The sequence below is a fragment of the Tunturiibacter empetritectus genome (assembly GCF_013410875.1).
In the GTDB taxonomy this organism is placed as follows: domain Bacteria; phylum Acidobacteriota; class Terriglobia; order Terriglobales; family Acidobacteriaceae; genus Edaphobacter; species Edaphobacter empetritectus.
In genome coordinates this window covers 912,158-934,655 of the sequence record NZ_JACCCU010000002.1, presented here as the reverse complement: position 1 = coordinate 934,655, position 22,498 = coordinate 912,158, and the positions used below count along the sequence as shown (strand labels likewise).

The window sequence follows — 22,498 nt, the reverse complement described above, 5'->3', positions numbered from 1 at the left end:
AGATAAGACAGTGCAGCGCAAGCTTACACGCAGTATCGTCCGCTACAGTATCTCCACTGCCGGCGCAGCTGTCATTGTAGCCGTCTACTTTCTTCGGCTGCATGTCAACGAAACCACGGTAGCCCTGACATTTCTGATTGGCATTCTTCTCGTAGCCGCAAACTGGGGCCTGCGCCACTCGATCTACCTGTCCATCCTCTCGGCGGCAGCCTTCAACTTCTTCTTCCTGCCTCCAGTCCTCACCTTTACCGTCGGGGATGGCCGCAACTGGGTCGCCCTCTTCGCCTTTCTGGTAACCGGAATCGTCGCCAGCCAACTTGCCGAGCGCGCACGCCGTGAAGCAAAGATCTCGCGCCGCCGTCAGCGCGAAGCAGAACGCTTGTACGAGTTCAGCCAGCAGATGCTCGTGACCGGCAATGTCATCGATCTCCTCAACGTCCTGCCACAGATGATCGCCGCGACCTTCAACCTTACCGGAGCCGCTGTTTATCTTCGGGAGAAAGATCGCATCTATCGCTCGAGCCCCAACTACATGGACGTAACCGCCTCCGAGCTGCGGGATGCAGCCTTCACCCGCGATCATCGCTATGACGAAGCACGCGCCGTCACCCTCGTCCCAATTCTCCTCGGAACCCGCCCCATCGGCGCCGTCGGAATCACAGGCAACAGGACCTCCCCTGAGGCTCTCGATGCGGTTTGTGGCCTGGCGGCGATTGCGATCGAACGCGCCGGCGCCGTCGAAACCCTGACCCGAGTCCAGGCCTCACGCGAGAGCGAGCGACTGCGCAATGCCTTGTTGGACTCTGTCGCGCACGAACTCCGAACGCCTCTCACCTCCATCACAGCCGCCGTCACAACTCTTCGCAGCGAACCCTCCCTCGATGCCGAGCAGAGCGGCGAGATGTTGCAGGTCATCGAAGAAGAAGCTGCGCGGCTGGACCGGCTCGTCGGTCAGGCCATGGAGATGGCGGAGCTCGATGCAAACGATATCAAGCTCGATCTACGCATGCACTCCATGCGAGAGGCCGTCGATCTTGCGCTCGAGGCTGTCCAGGGGCCGCTCAAAAATCATCCCCTAGAATTACGCCTCCCCGACACCCTCCCTCCCGTCCAGATGGACCTCGAGCGCATCGCCAAAGTGCTCCAGCACCTGTTAGAGAACGCGGCAAAGTATTCCACCGAGGGAAGTCCAATCTTCGTCAGCGCCGAAGTCTCCCGAGGCCAGCTCGTCACCAGCGTCGCCGACCGTGGTGCAGGAGTCGACGACCTGGAAAAGATGATGATCTTCGACAAGTTCTACCGCGGCCAAGGGCAGCGATATCGCGTCCAGGGAACAGGCATGGGGCTGGCCATCGCAAAGGCGATCGTCGAAGCCCACGGCGGCTCCATCGAGGTCACCAGCCAGCCCACGCAAGGTTCCGTCTTCTCCTTCTACCTGCCGCTGAATCTCTCCGGCCGCTAAGCCTACAGCTTCGGCAGCTGCGTCACGTTCCAGCCGCCACCCAGAGCCTTGATCAAGAGCACGCTCGCATCCATCTGCCTGCGCATAATGTCGATGTCGTTGCGCTCGTTATTCAGCTCCGTAGTCTGCGCCGTCACCACCTGCAGATAGGTGTCGAGTCCGCCAACATATCTATTGTTGAATATCTGCGCAGCAGATTGGGCCGCCATCGTGGCCTGGTGTTGATGCCCTGCCTCCTGGTTCAGAACGCGCAGCGCGACCAGATTATCCTCAACCTGTTGAAACGCCGTCAAAGTCGTCTGCCGATAGTTCGCAACCGTCTCGTCATAGCTCGCATTGGCCTGTTCGGACACCGAGGCTCTACGTCCAGCGTCGAACACCGTCTGCGACAGCATAGGCCCAAGCGACCACAGCAGACTCGCCGGGTCAAACAGGTTCGCAAACGAGGTCCCCTCCACCCCGACGGTACCGCTCAACGAAATCGTAGGATAAAACGCAGCCCGTGCAATGCCAATGCGGTCATTCGCTTCGGCAACCCGCCGTTCTGCCGAGGCAATATCCGGACGCCTTTCCAGCAGCTCCGAAGGCAGCCCTGGCGGAATCGCCGGCGGCCTCGCATCGAGAGGAGCGTTCGGCAACGCGAACGACGCCGGCGGCTTGCCCAGCAGAATCGCGATCGCATGCTCGAACTGTGCTCGCTGCAATGTAATATCACGCGACAGCACCTTCGCCGCCTCAAGCTGCGTCTGCGCCTGATCGACGTCTGACTTCGGAGCGACGCCGCCCTCAAAACGATTCTTTGTAATCCGGTAGGCCTCTTCGAAGTCCTTCACAGTATCGTTCAGCAGCTTCTCCTGGGCATCGGCGCTGCGGGCCTCGAAGTAATCTACCGCAAGCTCAGCCTGTAGGCTTAGCATTACTGTCTGCCGATCTCCCGCGCTTGCCTGGGCCTCCTCGCGAGCAGCGCTCACTGTGCGCCGAACACGCCCCCAGACATCGAATTCGTAGTTCAAATCCACAGGCAGTTGAAGTACGCCAACGCCATTTCCCTGGGCGTTGTTCACATTGAAGTAAGGCTGGTTGGACGATTCCCGTTCGCCCCCGCCAGTCGGCGCCACACCAACAGTCGGATAGAGCGACGCATGATTGAATCGGATCAAAGCTCGGGCCTCGCGAAAGCGAGCATCCGCAGCCTTGAGACTCTGGTTATTCTCCGCCACCTGCGGCTCAAGGGCATTCAGCTCCGCATCGCCGAAGATCGTCCACCACTCTCCGCGCTGTGCCGCATCGGACGGCTGCGCCACCTGCCAACTCGAGTTCTCCTTGTAGGCATCCGGCCCTGCTTCCTTATAGTCAGGCGCCATGGGAACCGAAGGCTTCACATACTTTGGCCCCACCATGCATCCGCTAAGCAGGAACACAGCGGCACTGGCCAGAGCACCTGGTCGTAGCGTCACTGCGCCCCCTCTTTCTTCTCCATCTGTGTTGCGTTCTCGTTCATCTGGCTCTTCACCTGCACCTCTTGGCCGCTCGCCAGTGAGTCGGAAGGATCCAGAATCACAGCATCGTTCGGTGTCAACCCCGAGGCAATCTCAACGTTCGCCCCCATGTCTTTGCTGATCGTCACTGGCACCAGCTGCACGCGTCCATCGCGAACGACTCCCACCTGCAGACCCTGCGCCCGGAACAGCAGCGTGTTCGACGGAATCATCAAATTCGAACTGCGCTGCGGCACCTTGAAGTGGACAAACACATAGGCGCCCGGCAACAGTTCGCCCTTGGGATTGTCTACATCCACCTCGACATTCAGTGTGCGTGTTGCTGAATCGATCGCGTTCGAGTTGCGCGCAACGGTGCCCTCAAACTCACGCCCCGGATACTCGTCCAAAGTCAGCATCGCCTTGCCGCCGGCCTTGATCGAGGTGGAGTAAGCCTCCGGAACCGACACGAACACGCGGATCTTTTGAATCGCGGCAAGATGGAACAGCTCCTTGGGAGTTGTATTCTCACCAGCCTGGATCAGTCCGCCGATATCGATATTGCGTGCCGTCACGATTCCATCGAAGGGTGCATAAATCTTCTCGAACGATTGCAGCTGCTGCAGTCTGCGCACAGCCGCCATCGAGGCATCCACCGCCGCCTTCTTCGCCGCGGCATCACTCACCGCAACATCGGTCTCCTGCTTTGAGACCGAGTTAGTCGTCAGAAGATTTTGATACCGTGCCGAGGTCGTATTTGCAAGATTCAGATTGGCCTCCGCGCTCTTTAGATCGGCCTGCGCCACCTGAAGCTGCTCATCCAACTCCGGCGTCTCGATGACCGCCATCAACTGTCCTTTGCGAACGTGCGCGCCAATGTCGAAGTACCATTTCTTCAGATAGCCGCTCGTGCGCGCGTAGATCGGCGTGTCCACATACGCCTGCGTGTTTCCCGGCAGCGCCAGCCCCGAAGACAGCATCGAGCTGGCGGGATGAATCACTTTGACAGACGGAATCGCGGCAGCTTTTGTGTCCGTTTCGAGCGTGCTCTCCGTCCGGCGACGCGCGGCAATCCCGAAGATGACAACCAGGGCCACAATCACAGCGATGACCGCCACTCCAATCCACGTCCCTCTTGTCAGGCCGGGCGCGGGGGCGTCCACCACCGCAGCCGGGCGATCGCCGGAGAGTGTGGTCTCATCCTCATTCATCCTGGTCTCCACCTTAGTTCCGCTCGTCATGCGTTCTCCTTCATGCCTCTCAAGTTCTTTCAGTCGCCCGCAGTCAACTGGTGCTCGCGGCTCTCATTGGCAACCGCATTTTTCTTATCCGAGCTGTGCAGCAAAGCAAAGACCGCGGGAACGAAGATAAGAGTCGCAACCGTAGCGCAACACAGTCCGCCGATCACAGCTCTACCTAGCGGCGCGTTCTGTTCTCCGCCCTCTCCCGCACCCAGTGCCATCGGAATCATGCCGATGATCATCGCCAGGGCCGTCATCATCACAGGCCGGAACCGGGTCGCTCCCGCTTCAATAGCAGCCTCAATCGCGTTCCCATGATGCAACAGGCGCTCTTTCGCAAACGATACCACCAGAATACTGTTCGCCGTCGCAACGCCCATACACATAATCGCGCCCATCAGCGCGGGCACACTCAACGTCGTCCTCGTCGTGAACAGGAAGAGCACAATACCCGCCAGCGCTGCCGGCAGAGCAGTAATAATGATGAACGGATCGAGCCAGGACTGGAAGTTCACAACGATCAACAGGTAGACCAGCACAATCGCAAACGCCAGTCCGGCAAGCAGTCCAAAGTAAGAGCTGTTCATCGTCTCAATCTGGCCGCGCACCCTCACAAAGCTGCCGCGCACCAGCGACTTCTCATTCTTTGCCACAATTTTGTTGATGTCTCGTCCCACCGACCCAAGATCGCGCCCCTGAACATTTCCGTAGATATCGAGCGTGCGCCGCACGTTGTAGTGCGTCACCACCTCCATCTCGCTGCTGCGCTTAATCGTCGCGACATCGGTCAAAATCTCCGGCTGCTTTGCCGTCGGAGAAGAGATCGGAATATTCTCGAGCGAGTTCAATGAGCTGATCTGGTACTGCGGCGTCTGCTCCACAATGTTGTACGTGTTGCCATTGTTCCAGTTCAGATAAAACATCGGATTTAGCTGCGTACTGCCCCCGAGTATGTTCAGCAAGCTGCTGCCCACATCACGCTCCGAGTAGCCGCCCTGCGCCGCCTTCGTGCGGTCTACATCAACGTTCAGCACGGGATAATCATCCGGCTGCTGGATGCGCAGATCCACAAGGCCAGGAACCTTGTGCAACTCGCTCAGTACCTGGTTCGCAACCTTTCGATTAGCCGCAATGTCCGAACCCTCGAACTGAATGTCGATCGGAGCAGGCAGGCCGAAGTTCAGAATCTGCGTAACAATATCCGACGGTAGAAAGTAGAACGTAACCCCAGGGAAGGCGCGCGGGAGATCCCTGCGCAATGCCTCGACATACTTGGCAGTCGGATGGTGATCTTCCTTCAGCGAGACCAGAATGTCCGCATCTCCCGCACCGATTAGCCCCGAAGTAGCATGCTGCGTATTCAGTGTGCTGTACGGCAGGCCAATGTTATCGAGGATGTTGTCCATCTCTCCTGCTGGCACGGTCTTCCGAATGTCTTGTTCGATCAGATCGCAAAGTTTCGCAGTCTCCTCGATGCGGATCCCGCTCTTGCCGCGAACATGGAGGATAAACGATCCATTGTCTGTGCTTGGAAAGAAGTTCTGTCCAAGAAACGGCAGCAGTGTGAAAACACACAGGCACAGCAGCAAAAAAATGGGAACGAAGAAGACTCGCGCCGCTACCAGCCGTCCGAGCAGATCTTGATAACTGGTGCGCAGCTTCTCAAAGAGGCGCTCAAACCCCCGCTGGAACCGCGCAAGGATGTTATTCGAGGGCACAGCATGGTGATCATGCGCCTTCAGCAGATACATCGCCAGCGTCGGAACCAGCGTGCGAGAGAGAACATACGAAGCCAGCATGGCGAAGACCACAGCCTCCGCCAACGGCACAAAGAGATAGCGCGCAACCCCGCTCAAAAAGAACATCGGCAGAAACACAATGCAGATACAAAGCGTCGATACCAGCGCCGGCACCGAGATCTGCGCCGCACCTTCCAGAATCGCGTCATGCAGCTCTCTGCCCTCCTCCAGGTAGCGTTCGATATTCTCAATCGTCACCGTCGCATCGTCCACCAGAATGCCGACTGCCAGCGCCAATCCGCCCAGCGTCATAATGTTGATCGTCTCGCCCAGAAGTCCCAGCACAATGATCGAGGTCAGGATCGACAGCGGAATCGAGATCGCGATAATAATCGTGCTGCGCCAGCTCCCCAGGAACAAAAGAATCATCAGCCCTGTCAGCACCGCCGCAATCACAGCCTCGCGGATCACCCCCTGCACCGATCCGCGAACGAACACAGACTGGTCCCCGATCGGCGTAATCTTCAACTCAGGCGGCACCGTCAGCTTCACCCTTGGAATCAGATTCCGCACGCCGCTCACCACGGTCAATGTCGATGCGGTCCCCGACTTCAGAATCACCATCAGCGCCCCGCGGCGTCCGTCCTGCCGCACAATATTCGTCTGCGGTATGCTTCCGTCCGCCACCGTCGCCACGTCATGCAGATAGATCGTCGTGCCATTCACCTGCTTGATCGGCAGGTTGCTGATCCCCTCCAGCGTCACCGGCGACGAGTTGATGTGAATGTCATACTCGTCCTGGCCAATCTTCGCCGTCCCACCCGGCTGCACCACATTCTGCTGTCCCACCGCATTCAACACATCAACCGGCGACAGCCCTTTGGCCTGCAGCAGCTTCGGATCGATGTTCAACATAATCGACCGCTGCTTGCCGCCATAGATATTCGGAATCACAACCCCCGGCACCGAGATCAGCTGCGGCCGAACAAAATTTGCCCCCAGGTCATTCAGCTGCTGCTCGCTCAGCCCCGCGCCCGACAAGCCCAGTTGTACGATCGGCACGCTCGACGCGCTGAAGTTAATAATCTGCGGCGGCAGAATCCCCGGAGGCAGGCTCCTCAGTTGGTACTCCGAAGCCGCCGAAACCTGCGAGTTCGCCGTATCCAGACTCGCCCCCGGCTGCAGGTAGATCTTCACAATCACCTGCCCCGCAAACGTAGTCGACTCGATATGCTGAATGTTGTCCACCAGCACCGTCAGAGCCTTCTCATACGGAGTCGTCAGCCGGCCCTCAAGCTCCTCCGGATTCAGTCCCGTGTACTGCCACGCAACCGACACCACAGGAATATTAATATTCGGAAAGATGTCGGTCGGCGTACTCGAGATGACCACAGGCGCAGCAATCAGAATCAGGATCGCCAGCACGATAAACGTGTACGGTCGGCTCAGAGCTACTTTGACAATCCACATGCGACAAGCCCTCTTCCGCTTCGGGTAAATCTTTCTCTATAGAGTAAGACATTCCTACCCGCCTGAAGGTTGCGACAGTTATTTCCGCGACCCGCCATCGGAAAAACCGATACCATCAAACCAGAGGACCCTTCCATGGAACTGAGACATCTGCGTTACCTCTGCGCCGTCGCCGAGCACGGCACCTTCAGCGAAGCCAGCCGCCGCCTCCACGTCTCCCAGTCCGCTATCAGCGAGCAGGTCGCCGATCTCGAGCGCGAAGTCGGCGGCCCGCTCCTCAATCGCAACTCAGGCCGAACCCGCCTCACGCCCCAAGGCCAGCTCTTCCTCGCCGAAGCGCGCAAAACCCTCGCCGCCGCCGACCGCGCCATCGAAATCACTCAGCGATCCCTCATTGGCCAGGTAGGGTCTCTCAACATCGGCTTCTTCCTCTGGGGCGCCGGCGGCTTCTTCGCCCGCATCATCCGCGACTACCGCAAGCTCCACCCCGACATCAAGCTCTCCCTCTACGAGATGCGCACGCCCGAGCAGATGGAGGCCCTCCTCACCGGCAAGATCGACATCGCCTTCGCCCGCCCCCTCGAGCCGCCCTTCGACCAGACCCTCCGCGCCGAACTCCTCTATCGCGACCCCATCGTCGTCGTCCTTCCCCGCGACCATCCTCTCGCCGGCAAACCCATCTCGATCCAATCCCTTATCACCGAACGCTTCGTCCTCTGCGATCGCCAGATGACTCCCGCTCTCTTCGACGGTATCCTCGCCCTCTGCTCCGGCGCAGGCTTCTCCCCGAACATCGTCAACACCTCCTCCACCTGGTCCGGCGTTCTCACCCTCGTCGAATCCGGCGAAGGCGTCGCACTGGTCCCGTCCGGAGTCCGCTACCTCCGCCCGCCTGGAGTCGTCATCACGAAGCTTGTGCCACAAAAGCTCCACATGGGACTCGCCGTCGCCTGGAACCCGCTGAACGAAGACCCCATCCAGCAGAACTTTCTCCGTTTGGTCCGCGATAACAAAGACCGCATCCAGCGCACCCACGGCCTCTAACTGAAAATTTTTGCCTCACCCTGAAATCGTCTTCTAAAGTGTTTTTAGCGTCTAATGTCTTCATGATCAGACCCTGCTTCCTAGTCATCGACCGAGAGTTTCCCGGCAGCATCTCGACCCGCAAGCTAGTGATCGAAACCGCAAAGTTCAACGTCATCACCGCCTACAGCGGTCAGGAGGCCTTTGATGTCTTCACTCGCTTTCCCGCTGTCAACGGCATTGTTCTCGACGGCGGTCTCGACGACATGTCCTGCGAAGAGGTCGCCAGCAAAATCAAACTGCTTCAACCAAAAGTCCCCATCATCGTCATCACCACCCCCGGCTTCAAGGGCTGCCCCTCAGCCGACTATCAACTCGAGTCCTTCGACCCGGCGAAGCTGCTGGAGATCCTGCGCAGCCTGAAGCCGGAGGCCGCCGCCGCAATCGAAAAGCGCAACGAAGAGCTCAGCCGCGAAACCCTCTCCTGATTCAGACACACAAAAGCCCTTCCCTCCGCGATCTTCCGCGAAAAGAAGGGCCATTTCTGCTTCCTGCTTATTTACCCGCTTCTACGTCGATCGTGAACTGAACCTCATCGCCCAGCATCGGCGAGCCATACTTCGAACCGAAGTTGAAGTCGCTGCGCTTCAGCGTTCCCGTAGCTGAAAAGCCCGTCACCATCTTGCCCCCCATACCCTTCTGCGGAGGCGTCGGTCCATCCACATCGAGTGTCACGCTCTTGGTCACCCCGGCCAGCGTCAGATCGCCCACCACCTGCAGCTTGCCGTTCGCGCTCGTCACCGCAGTCGACTTGTACGTCATCGTCGGGAACTTCTCAACGTTGAAGAAGTCAGGTGACTTCAGGTGAGCGTCGCGCTTTTCATTATTGGTGGAAACGGTCGTCGTAGTAATTGTCGCTTCCACACTCGACTTGCTGGGATTCTTCTCATCCCAGACCACGGTCCCGTTCACGCCGCTGATAGAGCCGCGCACCGTGCTGACGCCAAGGTGTTTGATCCCAAAGTTCACCTGCGAATGGTTAGGGTCAATCGTCCAGCTTGAGCTTTGGGCCAGCGCGCTGACTCCGGTCAGGAGCAGCGCAGAGAGGGCGGCGGTAAAGATGCGACGGTTCATAATCGTTCTCCTCGGAAAATTAAGTCTGCTGTGAGATGTCATCGTTATAGTGACCGACTCAAAAAATATGTGCCGGTCACCGTTGCAATTGTGTAAAACGTTGTCAACTCGCTGTCAGCGGCGGGGGAAAGGATTATGCGAGATCGAACAACAGTATCTCGCTATTCGCCTTCCCCTGCGCACTTACTTCCAGTGCCTCTTCGTTATCGACGGCAACAGCATCGCCCGTCTCCAGCGCCTTGCCGTTCACCGTCACCTCTCCCTGGATCACATGCAGCCACGCATGGCGCTTGCTCCCCAGCGGATAGGTAATCTGTTTGCCCGGCGTCAACTCAGCAACCGACACGCTCGTGTCCTGGTTGATCGTCGCCGCCCCGGCTGTCGGCGTCGGCGAAGCCAACAGCTTGAAGCGGTCCAGCTTCTCCTCGGCCTCAAACTTCAACTGCTCATAGCTCGGCTTCGTGCCTCGGCTCTTCGGCTCAATCCAGATCTGCAGAAAGTGAACCGGCTCCGTCTCCGAACCGTTGAACTCGCTATGCACCACCCCGCTGCCGGCCGACATCTTCTGAATCTCGTTCGGTCCCAGCACCTCCACATGGCCCATGCTGTCCTTGTGGGCAAGCTGGCCCTTCAGCACATAGCTCAGAATCTCCATATCGCGATGCGCATGCGCTCCAAACCCGCGCCCCTCTGCCACGCGATCCTCATTGATCACCCGCAGCGAACGATATCCCATATGCTCCGAGTCGTGATAGTTGGCGAACGAAAACGTATGGTGCGAATCCAGCCATCCGTGGTCTGCATGGCCTCTCTCGTTACTCTTCCGAACAGTCAACATAACATTTCCTTTCCATATCTCCACCGGCCCATTGCTTAGGCCCGCATGTCCTGCAAATCAAACTGCTCTTGCAATCTTCAGCTACCTCTGAACACTCTCAAAACTGTCGTCGTCCCGACCCCGACCACTAAACCGTCGTCATCCTGAGCGGAGCGAAGGATCCCCGCATTTGCCTCTCCTCATCTCCGCAGATCTTCCCCTTTGATCCATCTCTAACCAGCCTTCATACACTTCTGTGTGGGAACCGCAACCTTCGCCGCGATCCCCATCTTCTTCAATCCCTCGTACATCGTCCTTCGCTCTGCCTCGCTCAACCCGGCAGCGACAAACTCAAGATCCTTCTCATGCCGCGCGTAGATCTCCTCGATGAACTCCTTGCCATCGCACGTCAGCTCCACGTAGCGGGTGCGCCGGTCCGAAGCGCAGTTCTTACGCCGCACCAGCCCTCGCTTCTCCAGCCGGTCGATCGCAGAAGTCATCGAAGCGCTTGCCAGCAAGACCTTCTCGCCGATCGCCGAGATCGTTAGTGGCCCCTTATGCAGCAAAACCTCCAGCACCATAAAGTCACTAAGAATCAACCCCTGAGCAGTAAAAGAGCCCTCGATGAAGTCCCCGATTGAGTGAAATGCCCGAGCCAGAACGAGCCAGAGCCGAGGGGCCGAAACTATATTGTGCTCATCCGTCATCTTCGGCCTCCAAACTCCTACGGCATAAGATATCTCGACATCGAGATAAGATTCAGAATCAGCCTTATACTCCGGCCAGGAAAAGTGGCTATCCGAAGGTTCTGTGGAGTGGCCATTGGCATCCGTCCTGCCTCGCTCTAAGTTCAAACATAGCTAAGTGCAGCAGTTTCAGGCATCTCCCTGGGCGCTGCCGGAGGACGCTTTGTCGATGTCTCTACTGCCCCTGTCGTTGTTGGGCCTACCGATTCAGGTGCTCTTGCCTCTAGCTCTTGCATTCCTCCTGCTGTTTGTACCCCTGCCGCTTCCTCTCCTCATGCTTTCCCTGCGTAGCGTTGCGGAGGAATCTGTTGTTCTGGTCTTTTCGAACTTTAGCGCTCATGCCGCCTCCCTCCGACATCTCTCCTTGGCCCTCGCCATCCTTACAACCGTACCGACCTCGACGATCAGGACGGCGAGCAACATGAAGAGCAACGCATCGACAATCGCACGCCTGCTCTGCTTCGTACTGTTTCTCTCATTCGCCGCAATTCCGGCCTCAAGCGCGAAGAATCTCTCCCCCTCCATTCGCGGCACGGTCACTAACCCCGACGGAGCAATCGTCAAAGGTGCCAGGGTGCTGGTGACCAATCAGAAAACCGAGGCGGTCTTCAAAACCCAGACCAGCGCAGACGGAACCTACGAGTTCTCGAAACTTCCAAACGGCATCTACTCGCTGAGCGTTCAGGTTCCAGGCTTCCAGACCTTCACGGTCTACGGAATCAATCTTTCGGTCGACTCGAAGTACTCCAGGCAGGTCCAGATGCTTCGCGGCATGACCAGCGCAGTTCTGGTTCCGGCCGGAGATCAAGCCAAAGACACATCGAACGAACTGGCCGTTCGATCACTTTCATCGCATATCTTGTCGCGATGTCCTCAGATCCGTTGACGCCCAAGCTGGCGGCCGGCATCCTTCATTCGCTCCGTCTCATCGGCAGCATCCGAGACCAGTGCAGGTACCGGAGTGATTCCAGCCGTCAGTAAAGCCTCCTCCGCTAACGTCTGTGCCTCGGTCCTCTTCGAGGCGATACCCTCCGCGTTAAACGTCCAGTACTCCTTACCCTTCATCTGGCTGGAATCAAGCCCGGACAGCACCATAACCAGCCCGTTCAGCTCCTGTGTACTGGATTTTTCGCCCTCCAATCCAACCACAACCGTATCCGCCCAGAGCACGTCCGCCTCGCGCAGCGTCCCATAACCCTTATGCCCCACCTCGACGGCGCCTGGCATCCTCAGGCGCCGCAACCGAATGCCCGCCTCAGCCTCGACTGCACCCACCCCGACGGCCAGCGCCATCTGCTCTGTGCGCTCCGTATCCGCTTGGAAGATAACCAGTACGTGACTCATATCCCAAATCCCCTTCCGGTCCCAAATCTCCTCCGACCGGGAGTTCAGGACCATGGCCGAGCAAGTGCCCACAATCGCCCGTCTCCTTAAACCCGAAAAAGACAGCTCCGACAGGCGGCCGGTCAAAAATAAAGTTCAAAAACGTGGCGTATTTTTTCTCCTCCAAAAAGTGACGGCTAAAACACCACGTCAGCCACACAATTCACCACAACGTCACCACGACTTACCAGCGAAAAACACCATCAAAAACGCAAAACCCCCTGCAAAAAGCCCAATTCACCACGCAGCAATTTTTTTGGTCGCAAAATTCCGAAAAATTACCCCTCGTTAGTGAGCGGTTTCCGCGCAAAGTAGTAAAGCGAAAAAGCCAGCAGAGCAAACATCACCACGCTGACCGGATCATGATGCAGAGGATTATGCTCGCTGAACCGCGGAATCGAGCGATCCGTAGCCGCCTCATAAAGTTTCACGCAAACCCCCAGTAATCCAACGATTCCACCCGCCGCAATCAGCCCCGAAGCATAAAGAGAACCTGGCGAAACCTCAGACTCAATCGTCACATCGCGAGCAGTAATCGCGTTGAAGACAGGAACGCCGCTGGGATCCGCATGGGCAGGATCTGTAGGGTCAAAGCTCGGGTGTTGAGCTAGCCATGAATCGCGATCAGAGTGCCACAACGCCAACGAAGCATCATGCTCAACTCGAGCCTTCTCCGCAGCATGGCGAAGCATCGCGCGATCCACCATCCAGCGCATCACACCACCCACAAAGATCGCCAGCGTAGTCGCAATGCTGAGATAAGCGCCCACAGCGAAGGTGAGAGAGCGCACGCCAAGAAGCTCAACAACGACAACGATCGCAACACCCAGCAAGACCAGAGCCCAGGGAAGCTTACGGCTTAGAATGCCATTGATGACAGTGGCCATCAGACGGCCCTGCGGCGCAGCTGCTTTTTCACTGCCGATGCCCTGAATCCACTGAACTTCGATCTCGCCGGTCGAGGTGTTGTAGAGATATTTGCCATCATCCAGCGTGGTTGATCCAATGGCATTCAGCAGTACGTACTGTCGTGCGTTGGAGAGCTCTTCTTTGGCATGGTCGACACTGTGAGAGGTAAGAGTGATCTTGTCGTTACCAGTGAAGTGACCGTTGTTCTGAACGCCGTCAGGGAGTTTATCTAAAGAAAAGACGATTGGTTTCGGGAGGCGCTGAAAGGTCTCGAGTCCCTTGTTCATCGCGTTGAGCGTGGCGCCGATGGAGAAGATGGAGATGATGACGCCGATCATGATGGCGATCTGCTGCTTCCACGGCGTTGCGCCGATGAGGTAACCGGTTTTGAGGTCCTGCGAGGTGTCGCCTGCGTTCGAAGCGGCGATGCAGACGACTCCGCCAATGGTGATGGCGAGCGCTCCGAAGGCAGGTGCTGTCCAGCCTTTGACGAGGAAGATGGCGGCGGTTGCCATGAGAGTTGCGATGGTCATTCCCGAGACGGGTGAGGCGGACGAGCCGACGATGCCTACGATTCGGGCGCTGACGGTGACGAAGAGAAAGCCGAAGACGACGACGAGAAGGGCTGCGGCGATGTTGGCGAGTGGACCGACCTGCGCTCCGGGGATCGGCTTGAATTGGAGGAAGAGGAACATCAGCACGATGAGAAGAAGAGAGCCACCGAAGACCACGATGGGAGGAAGGTCATGTTCGGTGCGAGACGGCTGTGTCGCAGCCGATTTGCCGGAGCCTGTCTTCTTGAAGCCCTGAGTGAGTGCTCCTACGATGGTAGGAAGAGTGCGAAGCAGGGTGATGAGGCCCGCGGCGGCAACTCCACCTGCACCCATCGGACGGACGTAGGTTCTCCAGAGATCGGACGGCGACATCTGCGTGATGAGGACAGTGCCGGGATAGAGCGGCGTGGAGAGATGTGAGCCGAAGAAGTAGATCGCTGGCATGAGGACCAGCCACGAGAAGACACCACCAGCGAGCATGATGGCGGCGACTCGAATTCCGATGATGTAGCCGACGCCGAGATACTCAGGTGTGCAGTCAGCACGGATGGCAGAACCTTTGAGAAGATGTTGCGAACCGAGATCGGGCTGATAGTCGGGCTGGCTGGGCCAGAGTGCGAAGAGGTTGTCGTTCTGGAATAGAGTGTAAAGGCCGCCAAGCCCGAGGCCGAGGAAGACACGAGAGGCGAATGAGCCTCCGCGTTCACCGGCAATGAGGACGTCGGCGCAGGCCGTGCCTTCGGGATAGATGAGATTGTCGTGTTCTTCGACGATGAGCTGGCGGCGAAGCGGGATCATGAAGAGAACGCCGAGCCATCCTCCGAATAGAGCCAGCGCGAAGATGCGGGATGCTTCAAGATCGAAGCCAAGGAAGATGAGAGCGGGAAGGGTGAAGATGACGCCGGACGCGATGGACTGGCCTGCGTTGCCAGTGCTTTGGACGATGTTGTTTTCAAGAATGCTGGCTTTGCCGAAGGCTCGCAGGATGGAGATGGACAGGACTGATATGGGAATGGACGCGGCAACCGTGAGACCAGCACGAAGACCGACGTAGACCGTGACGGCGCCGAAGAGAACGCCGAAGATTGCCCCGAGGATGAGCGCCCGGGCGGAGAGCTCGGGTCGGGTCTCCGTGGTGGGGACGAAGGGTTTGAAGGTCGGTTTGGTCGGTGTGGATGTTGCCATGGTGGTGCGTCTCCCGCTTGGTCGAGCTTTGTTTTGGCTTCGATGGAGTGTATCAGCGCGGTGAGTCTATAGGTATCGAACGGATCTGAAGGGGGATGTTCGAGTATGGTGCGCTTCTTTTGTGTTGCGAAGAAAACTTTGCCACGGAATTAGCTTCGGTACGAGAGCAGTGAGGATCACACCGACTCGTCATCGTGTGTGTGCGCTTCTGGTTGTGGCTTGCGCGAGTTTGTCAGTTGATAGCGGAGCAGGGCTGCGAAGGCGCAGGCGATGAGGAAGAGCATGGGGCCGGTGAAGAGGAAGCGATCGGTGATCCATTTGCTGTCGAGCAGGCCGGAGGTCTGTCCATAAAGAGGTCCGAAGAAGCGTTCCATACGACCGACTGATCGGTGCGTGTCGAAGATACTTGAGGCTTGGGACTTCCAGGTGGCAAAGCGGATGAGAAAGGCGACGGTGACGGGTAGCCATGCCCACAGGATTGGTGGGACGGCTTCGGGCTCCTGGGTTGGCCCGGCAGAGGTGGAAGGGGTGATAGAGCGGGAGAGGTCACCTAGCGCTTTGCCGAGTTTGCCGAAGGGGATGAGGCCGAGGAGAAATCCGGTGGCTGCGAAGATGGGCAGAAAGTAGCTCAGTACGTATCCGACACGATTCAGGCTGGTCCAGTGCATGGTGGTAGCCAGTTGCCATACTGGCGTCGTGACCCATGAGAATCGGATCGCGGCGATCGCGACCAAGAGGTACAGAAACAAACATTTGGCGCACCAGGTGGCGACTTTCAACATGGCCTAGATGTAGCACAGGCGCATCTTTTGTGGTGCAGAATTGTTGACGGCTGGTGTGGCTAAGGGGCTATACTGCGTGAAATGGCGCGGTCCGACGGACCTGGAGCGCCGGCGAGTGAGGTGAGTCTTCAGCGATTGCTTGAATGACAATGCGCTCGGGATTGGTTCCGGGGGCCCCCCCGGTGTTCCGCCTGGCGGCGGGGTAGAAGGGCACGCGATCTCTCGCTGGTGGCGTGGGCCGGGACGGGTGGTTCGGACAGCGCTGGATGATCTGGTTACTACGTTGTATCCGACCGATTGCAGGGCTTGTGGTGGGCCTCTGCTGACAGCTGGGCTGTCTCCTGTATGTGACAGATGTGTAGAGGGGGTTGAGGCGCAGTCGATGACGCTGTGCGTGCGTTGCGGCGAGGCGCTCGACATGGAAGGCGTGCGGTTCGCGGGGCAGTTTCCTGTGGAGGGGCTGGTGTGTTCGCCCTGCAGGATGGCGCCGCCGGAGTTCGAGCGAGCTGTGGCCTATGCGGTGTATCAGGATGAGCTGCGGGAGATGATTCACCTGCTGAAGTATGAGCGGATGGCTTCTATGGCTAGGCCGCTGGGGAGGTTCCTCGCGCGGGCGATTGAGATGCTTGAGGGCCAGGCTGGTGATGAGTTGCTGGTTGTTGCGGTGCCGTTGTTTCCCTCCAAGGAGCGCGAGCGAGGCTACAACCAGGCGGTTTTGATGGCGGATGCTGCGCTTGTGGAGTTGAAGAGGACTCGTCCGCAGTGGAAGCTGCGTTCGGCCCATGAGGTGATTCGCCGGGTGAAGGATACGCGGAGCCAGTTTGAGTTGACTCCGAAGGGGCGGAGACGAAATCTGCAGGGCGCGTTCAAGGTAGACGATCGCGCGGCGCTGGCTGGGCGCGAAGTTTTGCTGGTGGATGACATATATACAACTGGGGCTACAGCTCGGGCTTGTGCGCAGGTTTTGCGGCGGGCCGGGGCTAGCAAGGTTTGGGTGGCGACGGCATCGCGAGCCCAGGCGGAGATGGTCGCTTCCTGGGATTCCTCGGTTTCGTGGGCTTCGGCTTCGGCGGACGCGGGTTCTGGGGTTGCTGGCTCTGGCGTTGCGGCTTGGGATGCGGGTTAGTGGAGTTGAAGTGGTAGAGAAGCTTCGCGCGGAGTGCTAACAGTAGCTGGAACCGGAGGGCTTTGAGATGCAATCGGGGAAGATGCGGAAGCAGGGGCTGGGTGGAAAACGACACGCGGGGCACGGGGCTGGACACGCTTCCGGACGGGTTACGACGGAGCGCGAGGTGCGGGTTGGCGTGTTTCGTCAGCCGGCGATGCAGACCCCGGTGCTGGTGCTGAATGCTTCGTACGAGCCGATCAACATCTGCGGGGCGCGACGGGCGCTGGTGCTGGTGTTGAAGGGCGTTGCCAGGACCGAGGAGGAGCAGGGTGCGGTGCTGCATGCGGCGCGGATGCGGGTGGCGATGCCGAGCGTGATTCGGCTGCTGGAGTACCGCCGGATTCCGCACCAGACGCGGGCGCTAAGCCGCAAGAACATTCTTCTGCGCGACCGCAACTCGTGCCAGTACTGCAGCGTCATCCTGACCGCGGGGGAGTTGACGCTGGATCATGTCATTCCGCGGTCGCGTGGCGGGCTTTCGACGTGGGAGAATCTCGTTGCCTGCTGCCACAACTGCAACCGGCGCAAGGGCAACCAGATGCTGCATGAGCTGACGGACATGAAGCTGCAGCGGGAGCCAAGGCCGTTTTCTCTGCATACCTCCCGGCACATTATGCGCATGATCGGAAGCGCGGACGCGGCGTGGCGGAAGTACCTTTACTTCGAGGCTGAGCCGGCGGCCTAAGGTTGTAGCGTTGTCAGTTCTCCGTTTCCTTGTTACTTAGTCGATGTCAGGTCCCCCCTCCCCCCTTGGGGGTATCTTGCGACTAAAGTTATTGCAATCAATAATTTACACTGGATACCCGTCTGTAAAATATTGACGACAAAGTAGTTGTGGCTAAAATACTTGTAATCAATGGCTTAGCGGCTCTTTTCGAGTTGCGCAAAGAGGCCCCGAAGTATCATATCCGGGGCTTTTTCTTGCTTTGATTCCATTATAGTTGTTTCGATATAACTCATACGCCAAGCGGAAGTACTTGTTTTGTATGGGTTTGCAGTGTTTAGGACTTGACAACATTCCTGGGTCCGCATGATAGGTCACAAGGCCTATCGATGTTATGAAATCCGTTATCACTCCCGCTTGCACTTCCCGGGAAGGTTTTTTAGAGGAGTGCTCGGATAAGCGCAAATGACGATGATGCTGTTTCACTTACTCCTGAGTGCCGGACTAGTCAGGACGGTTTCCACTTCGATTGGGGCGGGGCACCCGGGCGGAGTAGGGTACTGCTTTGCACCTGTGCGCTCTATCCAGTTCGTTCAGTTCTTCTTCTAGTTTGCTTACGCCGACGGTTCTCAAGCAGGTGAGGCATATCGATTGAAGGTTGCCATCCTGGATGCGCCGGTGGGGGAAAAATGGTTCAGTTTTCTTATCCATCGTGTCTCCTGACTTCAAGAACGCGATGGGTGGGTGGTTCAGATTTCACTGTTTTTCCCAATTAATCTGCTGTTTTCGGGATATTTTCGGACTTCGGCAGGCGGACATCCCGGTAAAGCAGATGCACATCTTAGCGATGTTTGCGGTTGATTCAGGCACAGAGAAAGTGCATCCGCAAGGACGGAATGCGGGGGTCTCTCCACTGCGTCGCGCGATGAGACTGCGCGACTCTGGTCGAGATGACGTGGTTTGGGGGTGTCCCGTCTGGGGGCTGCCCGTTGAAACGGGGATGTGATAGTTTCAGCGGCAGGAGTTCGAATGTCTTATATCGAGAGTTATCAGTGCGACGTGTGCGGGGATAAGAAGGGCGAGGGTGGGGACTGGTGGCTGGCCTGGGTGGATTGTTTTCCGGGGGAGAAGCCGGAGGAGGATCAGCCTCTGATCAAGCTGACGCGGTGGCAACATCACCATGCGCACTCGGCTGGGGTGAAGCATTTGTGCGGTGCGCGGTGCGCGGGCACGCTGATGGATCGGTGGATGACGCAGCAGCATGCGGACCCTGATGCTCACTGCGAGACTTAGGCGGTTTTTTCCTCTAACTCGTGCGCCGTCTTGTCACGGAGTGTAGTGCGTCTTTGCGTTGATGTCGACGGTATGTGGAGCAAAACGGAATGCGGGGTCTCTCCACTGCGTCGCGCGACGATACTGCGCGGCTTCGGTTGAGATGACGGATCTTGGGGATGGGACGAGATAGCGATGGGTTGCTTCGGTTGGCTTTTCGGGTGGGGGAAGAACGGTATCGGCTGGAGTGTTGGGTTGAAAGGTTCGAACGGTATGGGTGGGTGGAAAGTATCGGGATCCTTCCCCTTCGGCTTCGCTCAGGGTCAGGATGACGACTTTAACTTTCGTTTTGATATCGACGGGTTTACTAAGAGCAAAAACGGAATGCGGGGGTCTCTCCACTGCGCCGCGTGATGAGGCTGCGTGGCTCCGGTCGAGATGACGAATTCTGGGGATGGGTCGAGATGATGAATCTTGAGGATGGGTCGAGGTGACGGATTGTAGGGCGGTCTTTGGATTGGGGGGAGATGGCGGCGGCTATTTTATTGGCCGATGGGCTCGTAGCCGGAGTTGGTGGTGGTGACCTGGAGTTTTTTTGCGGTGGCGTCGAGGACTGACCGCTCGACGTAGTTGGTGTTGTCGGGCAGGCTGGCAAAGCGTACGGCGAGGGTCACGACGTCCTTCGGTTCGTCCATGTAGGTGTTTACGTTCAGGGCGCTGATCTTCTTGTCCGAAGTGTCGAAGGAGATGGTCATCTGGTCGCCGGGTTGAGCGTAGTCCTTGAAGACGATCTTAGCGATGCCTGAGTCCGGGGAGGGGTTGATGGAGACTTTTCCTTCCTGAAAGGCCTGCTGCATGCGTTGGGCGTCGGGCGGCACGTACATGGCGAGCAGGATCTTGACCTGCCCCATGTAGTCCTTCATCTCTTCCTTCTTCTTGGCGATGATTCGTTGTTTGAAGCGTCCTCCGCTGGGGGCCTCCTGACGCTGGGGGCTCATGGGGGCCTTCTCCACCTTTCCGTCAGGACCGTACTGGCACATGGCCTGGGTGGCGGGTTTGGCTTCGCCCTTGAGCGTGAGCTGAGTGGTCTCGAGCCAGCGGTAGTGATGCAGCTTCTGCTGGTTTTCGGCGGTGGACTGCTTGAGGGCCGCCATCTTCGCCTGCAGATCGCCAAGGGCCTGGCCGTTTGCGGCGGTGGCGGAGAGAAGAGAGGCGAGCAGCGCTGCTGTGACGAGTACGGCCGGGTGACGATGCGATGGAGTGCCTGCGGTTGACCGGTTCATCGAGCACCTAATGGTTTACTTGGTCGCGGTTTTTTTGACGTGGGGAATGCGGGTGACTGAGCCGTCGGGCATGACGATGTATTTGTCGCCGGTAGCGTCTTCGATGTAGGCGTTCTTGCTGCCGGGGGCGAGAGTGACCTCGCGGGCGTCGGTCTGTCCGGGTGCGGTGAGGACGAAGTGTTTGCCGTCGCCTTCATCGACTACGGGGGATTTGGTGGGGAGCGGAGCCGGGGCGACCATGGCTGCGGGGGCTGGGCCAGGGGTGGGCGCGGGTGCGGCGGAGCTGGTGGGGGGCGCGCCGGTGTAGGCGGTCATCTGGCCGGTCTGGCGGAAGTGGACGTACTCTGGCCCCTTGATGCCGTTGACGCACTGCTGGTAGGCGTCGACGCCGACGGTCTGGCTGGTGGCGGTGGTGCTGGCGACGGCCTGGCTGTTGCGGTCGGTGCGCTGGGTGGCTCCGGTGGCGGCGGCGGTCTGGGCGCCGTTATTGTTGCCGCCCCACCAGCCGTAGTTGTTCTTGCGGGAGATGGCGCTGGTAGCTGCGCCGGTGATTCCGGTGATGCCGCCCTGGGCCATCTTGTCTTTATCTTGACCATGTTCACGGTCGTGAAGGGTTTTTTGTTCGTCGGTGAGCTGGCTGGAGGCCTGTTGGCGGCACTGGGTAAGCTGCTCCTGAGTGATGGGCATCATGTCCATGGTGATGCCGTCGGCGGGGCCAGCTGCGGGTGGCGCGGGTGCGGGCGCTGTCTGGGCGAGGGCGTAGCCCAGGGAGAGGGTGGCGATGCAGGTGGTTTTGAGAAGGAATTTGATTGGCACGGTGACCTCCCGGTGTGCGATCGTTCCCGACGATCAGACGCTGCAGGGGCCCGTGAATCAAAGGATACGGGAACAGAGTGATAGTAAACTCGGCGCGGTTGGTGGGCAAGCGAATCTTCGGTAACTTTGATTAATTCTTGTCCTGCCGGACGGGCCCACTTCGCGTGGGGCGGTCACTTCGCGACTTGTATACCCCTTCGGTTGGCGCTCCCGTTGGTCGCGAGAGATCCTGTGCCGACCATCGGGAGGCTTGGGCGGAGCTGGTATACAAGTCACGAAGTGACCGCTGCCCGCGCAGGGCGCTCGTCGGCAGGACATGCGTTATGGTTTAGGGTTCTGCGGGGGATTGGCGGGGGGCTGTGTGGTGTCCTTCTTGTCGGTAATGTCTTCGCCGTTGTAGATGATGCGCGCGGTGGCGTGGTACTGCTTGTAGTCGCTGTATTTGACGACGTTGCGCAGGTGGACGTCCTGCGAGAGGGCGCCCTCCTGGGCGACGAAGTGGAGGTTGCCCTCGGCCTTGGTGTAGGTGGGGAACCAGTACTTGCCGTCGATCTGCTCGTAGTAGGTGGTGAAAGGCGGGGATAGATCTTCGTGGCCCTTGCGCTTGTCCTGGGGAACGGTGATGCCGTTGACGAGGACGATCTGGAAGTCCTGCTGGTCGACCCAGACTTTGCCCTGGAAGTAGCGCTTGCCTTTTTCGAAGGTCTTGGGGGCGGCGGAGAAGACGTAGGTTTCGAGCTCGTCAATGTGCTGGCGGCCGAGGTAGGTGATGTCGTACTGGGGCAGGTCTTCGGTGGTGAGGATGAAGGGGAGGCGGTGCTCGATCTCTTCGAAGTCGGCGGGGGTCATTAGGACGCGCTCGAGGGTGTTCTGGGGGGCGAAGACGACGTGCTCGGCGCGCTTGCCGTCCTTGTCGAAGGTGATGTCGGTGACCTGCTGGTACTCGCCGTCGATGCGGTTGGTGTCTTCGGCGAGGGTGTCGACTTTGACGGTCTGGCGGAAGGTGTAGTTCTGGCGGGCGAGCTTGAAGAGGGTCTCTCGGGCGGCGAACTTGTCGATGATCTGCTGGGGGGTCATGCCGGCGGGGGGCGCGGGGTCAAGCTGGCCAAAGCCGGAGGGTTCCTGGGAGGCGGTGGAGGCGGGGGCGGCTCCGTCTGGATTTGCGACAGCTGCGATGGCTGCGGTGGACGGGGCCGATAGCAAGAGGGATAAGACGCTTGCAGCAAGAAAGTGATGGGTCGCGGAGGCAGAGGCGCGGCTGGGCTTCATGTGGAGAACTCCATGGGCGGGGCTGTCTGTTGTGTCGCCTGCGCTGCCCCGCACGCTTACTAAGACGCACGCTACTAAGAATAGACGCGATTTGGGGAGGTTT

Annotated in this window: 21 protein-coding genes; 8 read left to right on the top strand and 13 right to left on the bottom strand. The window is 58.6% G+C overall.

Annotation, left to right across the window (positions count from 1 at the left end):
* Window positions 1-10: 10 nt before the first annotated feature.
* Window positions 11-1,462 (top strand): sensor histidine kinase, encoded by a 1,452-nt coding sequence (locus HDF08_RS21790; RefSeq protein WP_179639602.1) that lies wholly within the window; start codon window positions 11-13, stop codon window positions 1,460-1,462.
* A 2-nt stretch (window positions 1,463-1,464) separates the two neighbouring features.
* On the opposite strand, the gene HDF08_RS16030 is transcribed toward HDF08_RS21790, so the two are convergent.
* From HDF08_RS16030 to HDF08_RS16020, 3 genes are read right to left on the bottom strand one after another with little or no spacing between them, the layout of a single operon-like run.
* The gene (locus HDF08_RS16030; RefSeq protein ID WP_179639601.1) at window positions 1,465-2,919 is read right to left on the bottom strand and encodes an efflux transporter outer membrane subunit; all 1,455 of its coding nucleotides are present in this window, start codon (window positions 2,917-2,919) and stop codon (window positions 1,465-1,467) included.
* Window positions 2,916-4,181, bottom strand: a complete 1,266-nt coding sequence (locus HDF08_RS16025) for an efflux RND transporter periplasmic adaptor subunit (RefSeq protein WP_179639600.1) — start codon at window positions 4,179-4,181, stop codon at window positions 2,916-2,918. The genes HDF08_RS16030 and HDF08_RS16025 overlap by 4 nt, the downstream gene beginning before the upstream one ends.
* Window positions 4,182-4,210: 29 nt before the next feature.
* Window positions 4,211-7,390: an efflux RND transporter permease subunit gene (locus HDF08_RS16020; RefSeq protein ID WP_179639599.1), complete on the bottom strand. Its 3,180-nt coding sequence runs from the start codon at window positions 7,388-7,390 to the stop codon at window positions 4,211-4,213.
* Window positions 7,391-7,525: 135 nt separating this feature from the next.
* Here HDF08_RS16020 and HDF08_RS16015 point away from each other — a divergent pair, with 135 nt between their 5' ends.
* Together HDF08_RS16015 and HDF08_RS16010 are read left to right on the top strand one after the other, a co-directional pair.
* A complete protein-coding gene (locus tag HDF08_RS16015) occupies window positions 7,526-8,434 on the top strand; it encodes a LysR family transcriptional regulator (RefSeq protein WP_179639598.1) in 909 nt (302 codons plus the stop codon).
* Between the two features lie 62 nt (window positions 8,435-8,496).
* Window positions 8,497-8,901 (top strand): response regulator, encoded by a 405-nt coding sequence (locus HDF08_RS16010; RefSeq protein ID WP_179639597.1) that lies wholly within the window; start codon window positions 8,497-8,499, stop codon window positions 8,899-8,901.
* 67 nt (window positions 8,902-8,968) lie between these two features.
* On the opposite strand, the gene HDF08_RS16005 is transcribed toward HDF08_RS16010, so the two are convergent.
* The 3 genes from HDF08_RS16005 to HDF08_RS15995 form a co-directional block, all read right to left on the bottom strand.
* Window positions 8,969-9,547: a YceI family protein gene (locus tag HDF08_RS16005; RefSeq protein ID WP_179639596.1), complete on the bottom strand. Its 579-nt coding sequence runs from the start codon at window positions 9,545-9,547 to the stop codon at window positions 8,969-8,971.
* Window positions 9,548-9,680: 133 nt separating this feature from the next.
* On the bottom strand, window positions 9,681-10,385 hold the full coding sequence (locus HDF08_RS16000) for a pirin family protein (RefSeq protein WP_179639595.1): 705 nt from the start codon (window positions 10,383-10,385) through the stop codon (window positions 9,681-9,683).
* 212 nt (window positions 10,386-10,597) lie between these two features.
* Window positions 10,598-11,071, bottom strand: a complete 474-nt coding sequence (locus tag HDF08_RS15995) for a MarR family winged helix-turn-helix transcriptional regulator (RefSeq protein ID WP_179639594.1) — start codon at window positions 11,069-11,071, stop codon at window positions 10,598-10,600.
* A gap of 208 nt (window positions 11,072-11,279) precedes the next feature.
* Here HDF08_RS15995 and HDF08_RS15990 point away from each other — a divergent pair, with 208 nt between their 5' ends.
* The gene (locus HDF08_RS15990) at window positions 11,280-11,996 is read left to right on the top strand and encodes a carboxypeptidase-like regulatory domain-containing protein (RefSeq protein ID WP_179639593.1); all 717 of its coding nucleotides are present in this window, start codon (window positions 11,280-11,282) and stop codon (window positions 11,994-11,996) included.
* On the opposite strand, the gene HDF08_RS15985 is transcribed toward HDF08_RS15990, so the two are convergent.
* On the bottom strand, window positions 11,984-12,454 hold the full coding sequence (locus tag HDF08_RS15985) for a hypothetical protein (protein WP_179639592.1): 471 nt from the start codon (window positions 12,452-12,454) through the stop codon (window positions 11,984-11,986). The genes HDF08_RS15990 and HDF08_RS15985 overlap by 13 nt on opposite strands.
* A 52-nt stretch (window positions 12,455-12,506) precedes the next feature.
* Here HDF08_RS15985 and HDF08_RS15980 point away from each other — a divergent pair, with 52 nt between their 5' ends.
* On the top strand, window positions 12,507-12,785 hold the full coding sequence (locus tag HDF08_RS15980) for a hypothetical protein (RefSeq protein ID WP_179639591.1): 279 nt from the start codon (window positions 12,507-12,509) through the stop codon (window positions 12,783-12,785).
* Here HDF08_RS15980 and HDF08_RS15975 read toward each other — a convergent pair.
* Window positions 12,772-15,141 carry an OPT family oligopeptide transporter gene (locus tag HDF08_RS15975; RefSeq protein WP_179639590.1) on the bottom strand — a complete coding sequence of 790 codons (2,370 nt, stop codon included), beginning with the start codon at window positions 15,139-15,141 and terminating at the stop codon, window positions 12,772-12,774. The genes HDF08_RS15980 and HDF08_RS15975 overlap by 14 nt on opposite strands.
* Before the next feature lie 176 nt (window positions 15,142-15,317).
* On the bottom strand, window positions 15,318-15,809 hold the full coding sequence (locus tag HDF08_RS15970) for a hypothetical protein (RefSeq protein WP_179639589.1): 492 nt from the start codon (window positions 15,807-15,809) through the stop codon (window positions 15,318-15,320).
* 253 nt (window positions 15,810-16,062) lie between these two features.
* Here HDF08_RS15970 and HDF08_RS15965 point away from each other — a divergent pair, with 253 nt between their 5' ends.
* From HDF08_RS15965 to HDF08_RS15955, 3 genes are all read left to right on the top strand, one after another.
* On the top strand, window positions 16,063-17,049 hold the full coding sequence (locus HDF08_RS15965; RefSeq protein WP_179639588.1) for a ComF family protein: 987 nt from the start codon (window positions 16,063-16,065) through the stop codon (window positions 17,047-17,049).
* A 67-nt stretch (window positions 17,050-17,116) separates the two neighbouring features.
* On the top strand, window positions 17,117-17,776 hold the full coding sequence (locus HDF08_RS15960; protein WP_179639587.1) for an HNH endonuclease: 660 nt from the start codon (window positions 17,117-17,119) through the stop codon (window positions 17,774-17,776).
* 1,008 nt (window positions 17,777-18,784) lie between these two features.
* Window positions 18,785-19,048: a hypothetical protein gene (locus HDF08_RS15955; protein ID WP_179639586.1), complete on the top strand. Its 264-nt coding sequence runs from the start codon at window positions 18,785-18,787 to the stop codon at window positions 19,046-19,048.
* Between the two features lie 33 nt (window positions 19,049-19,081).
* Here the strand turns inward: HDF08_RS15955 and HDF08_RS15950 are convergent, their stop codons facing one another.
* From HDF08_RS15950 to HDF08_RS15935, 4 genes are all read right to left on the bottom strand, one after another.
* Window positions 19,082-19,429: a hypothetical protein gene (locus tag HDF08_RS15950; RefSeq protein WP_179639585.1), complete on the bottom strand. Its 348-nt coding sequence runs from the start codon at window positions 19,427-19,429 to the stop codon at window positions 19,082-19,084.
* Between the two features lie 140 nt (window positions 19,430-19,569).
* A complete protein-coding gene (locus HDF08_RS15945; RefSeq protein ID WP_179639584.1) occupies window positions 19,570-20,310 on the bottom strand; it encodes a hypothetical protein in 741 nt (246 codons plus the stop codon).
* A 15-nt stretch (window positions 20,311-20,325) separates the two neighbouring features.
* Window positions 20,326-21,126, bottom strand: coding sequence for a hypothetical protein (locus HDF08_RS15940; RefSeq protein WP_179639583.1), 801 nt, complete (start codon window positions 21,124-21,126; stop codon window positions 20,326-20,328).
* Between the two features lie 321 nt (window positions 21,127-21,447).
* Entirely contained in the window at window positions 21,448-22,395 is a 948-nt protein-coding gene (locus tag HDF08_RS15935; protein ID WP_218884728.1) for an outer membrane lipoprotein-sorting protein, read from the bottom strand.
* Between the last annotated feature and the right edge of the window lie 103 nt (window positions 22,396-22,498).

What these genes read in the sequence shown, in the direction of transcription:
- HDF08_RS16010 (WP_179639597.1), top strand. Translation starts at nt 8,497, where the DNA reads ATGATCAGACCCTGCTTCCTAGTCATCGACCGAGAGTTTCCCGGCAGC.
- HDF08_RS15970 (WP_179639589.1), bottom strand. Translation starts at nt 15,809, where the DNA reads ATGCACTGGACCAGCCTGAATCGTGTCGGATACGTACTGAGCTACTTT.
- HDF08_RS15935 (WP_218884728.1), bottom strand. Translation starts at nt 22,395, where the DNA reads ATGAAGCCCAGCCGCGCCTCTGCCTCCGCGACCCATCACTTTCTTGCT.
- HDF08_RS16015 (WP_179639598.1), top strand. Translation starts at nt 7,526, where the DNA reads ATGGAACTGAGACATCTGCGTTACCTCTGCGCCGTCGCCGAGCACGGC.
- HDF08_RS15975 (WP_179639590.1), bottom strand. Translation starts at nt 15,141, where the DNA reads ATGGCAACATCCACACCGACCAAACCGACCTTCAAACCCTTCGTCCCC.
- HDF08_RS16005 (WP_179639596.1), bottom strand. Translation starts at nt 9,547, where the DNA reads ATGAACCGTCGCATCTTTACCGCCGCCCTCTCTGCGCTGCTCCTGACC.
- HDF08_RS15990 (WP_179639593.1), top strand. Translation starts at nt 11,280, where the DNA reads ATGTCTCTACTGCCCCTGTCGTTGTTGGGCCTACCGATTCAGGTGCTC.
- HDF08_RS15985 (WP_179639592.1), bottom strand. Translation starts at nt 12,454, where the DNA reads ATGAGTCACGTACTGGTTATCTTCCAAGCGGATACGGAGCGCACAGAG.
- HDF08_RS15960 (WP_179639587.1), top strand. Translation starts at nt 17,117, where the DNA reads ATGCAATCGGGGAAGATGCGGAAGCAGGGGCTGGGTGGAAAACGACAC.
- HDF08_RS16000 (WP_179639595.1), bottom strand. Translation starts at nt 10,385, where the DNA reads ATGTTGACTGTTCGGAAGAGTAACGAGAGAGGCCATGCAGACCACGGA.
- HDF08_RS16025 (WP_179639600.1), bottom strand. Translation starts at nt 4,181, where the DNA reads ATGACGAGCGGAACTAAGGTGGAGACCAGGATGAATGAGGATGAGACC.
- HDF08_RS15995 (WP_179639594.1), bottom strand. Translation starts at nt 11,071, where the DNA reads ATGACGGATGAGCACAATATAGTTTCGGCCCCTCGGCTCTGGCTCGTT.
- HDF08_RS16020 (WP_179639599.1), bottom strand. Translation starts at nt 7,390, where the DNA reads ATGTGGATTGTCAAAGTAGCTCTGAGCCGACCGTACACGTTTATCGTG.
- HDF08_RS15980 (WP_179639591.1), top strand. Translation starts at nt 12,507, where the DNA reads ATGGCCGAGCAAGTGCCCACAATCGCCCGTCTCCTTAAACCCGAAAAA.
- HDF08_RS15955 (WP_179639586.1), top strand. Translation starts at nt 18,785, where the DNA reads ATGTCTTATATCGAGAGTTATCAGTGCGACGTGTGCGGGGATAAGAAG.
- HDF08_RS15945 (WP_179639584.1), bottom strand. Translation starts at nt 20,310, where the DNA reads ATGAACCGGTCAACCGCAGGCACTCCATCGCATCGTCACCCGGCCGTA.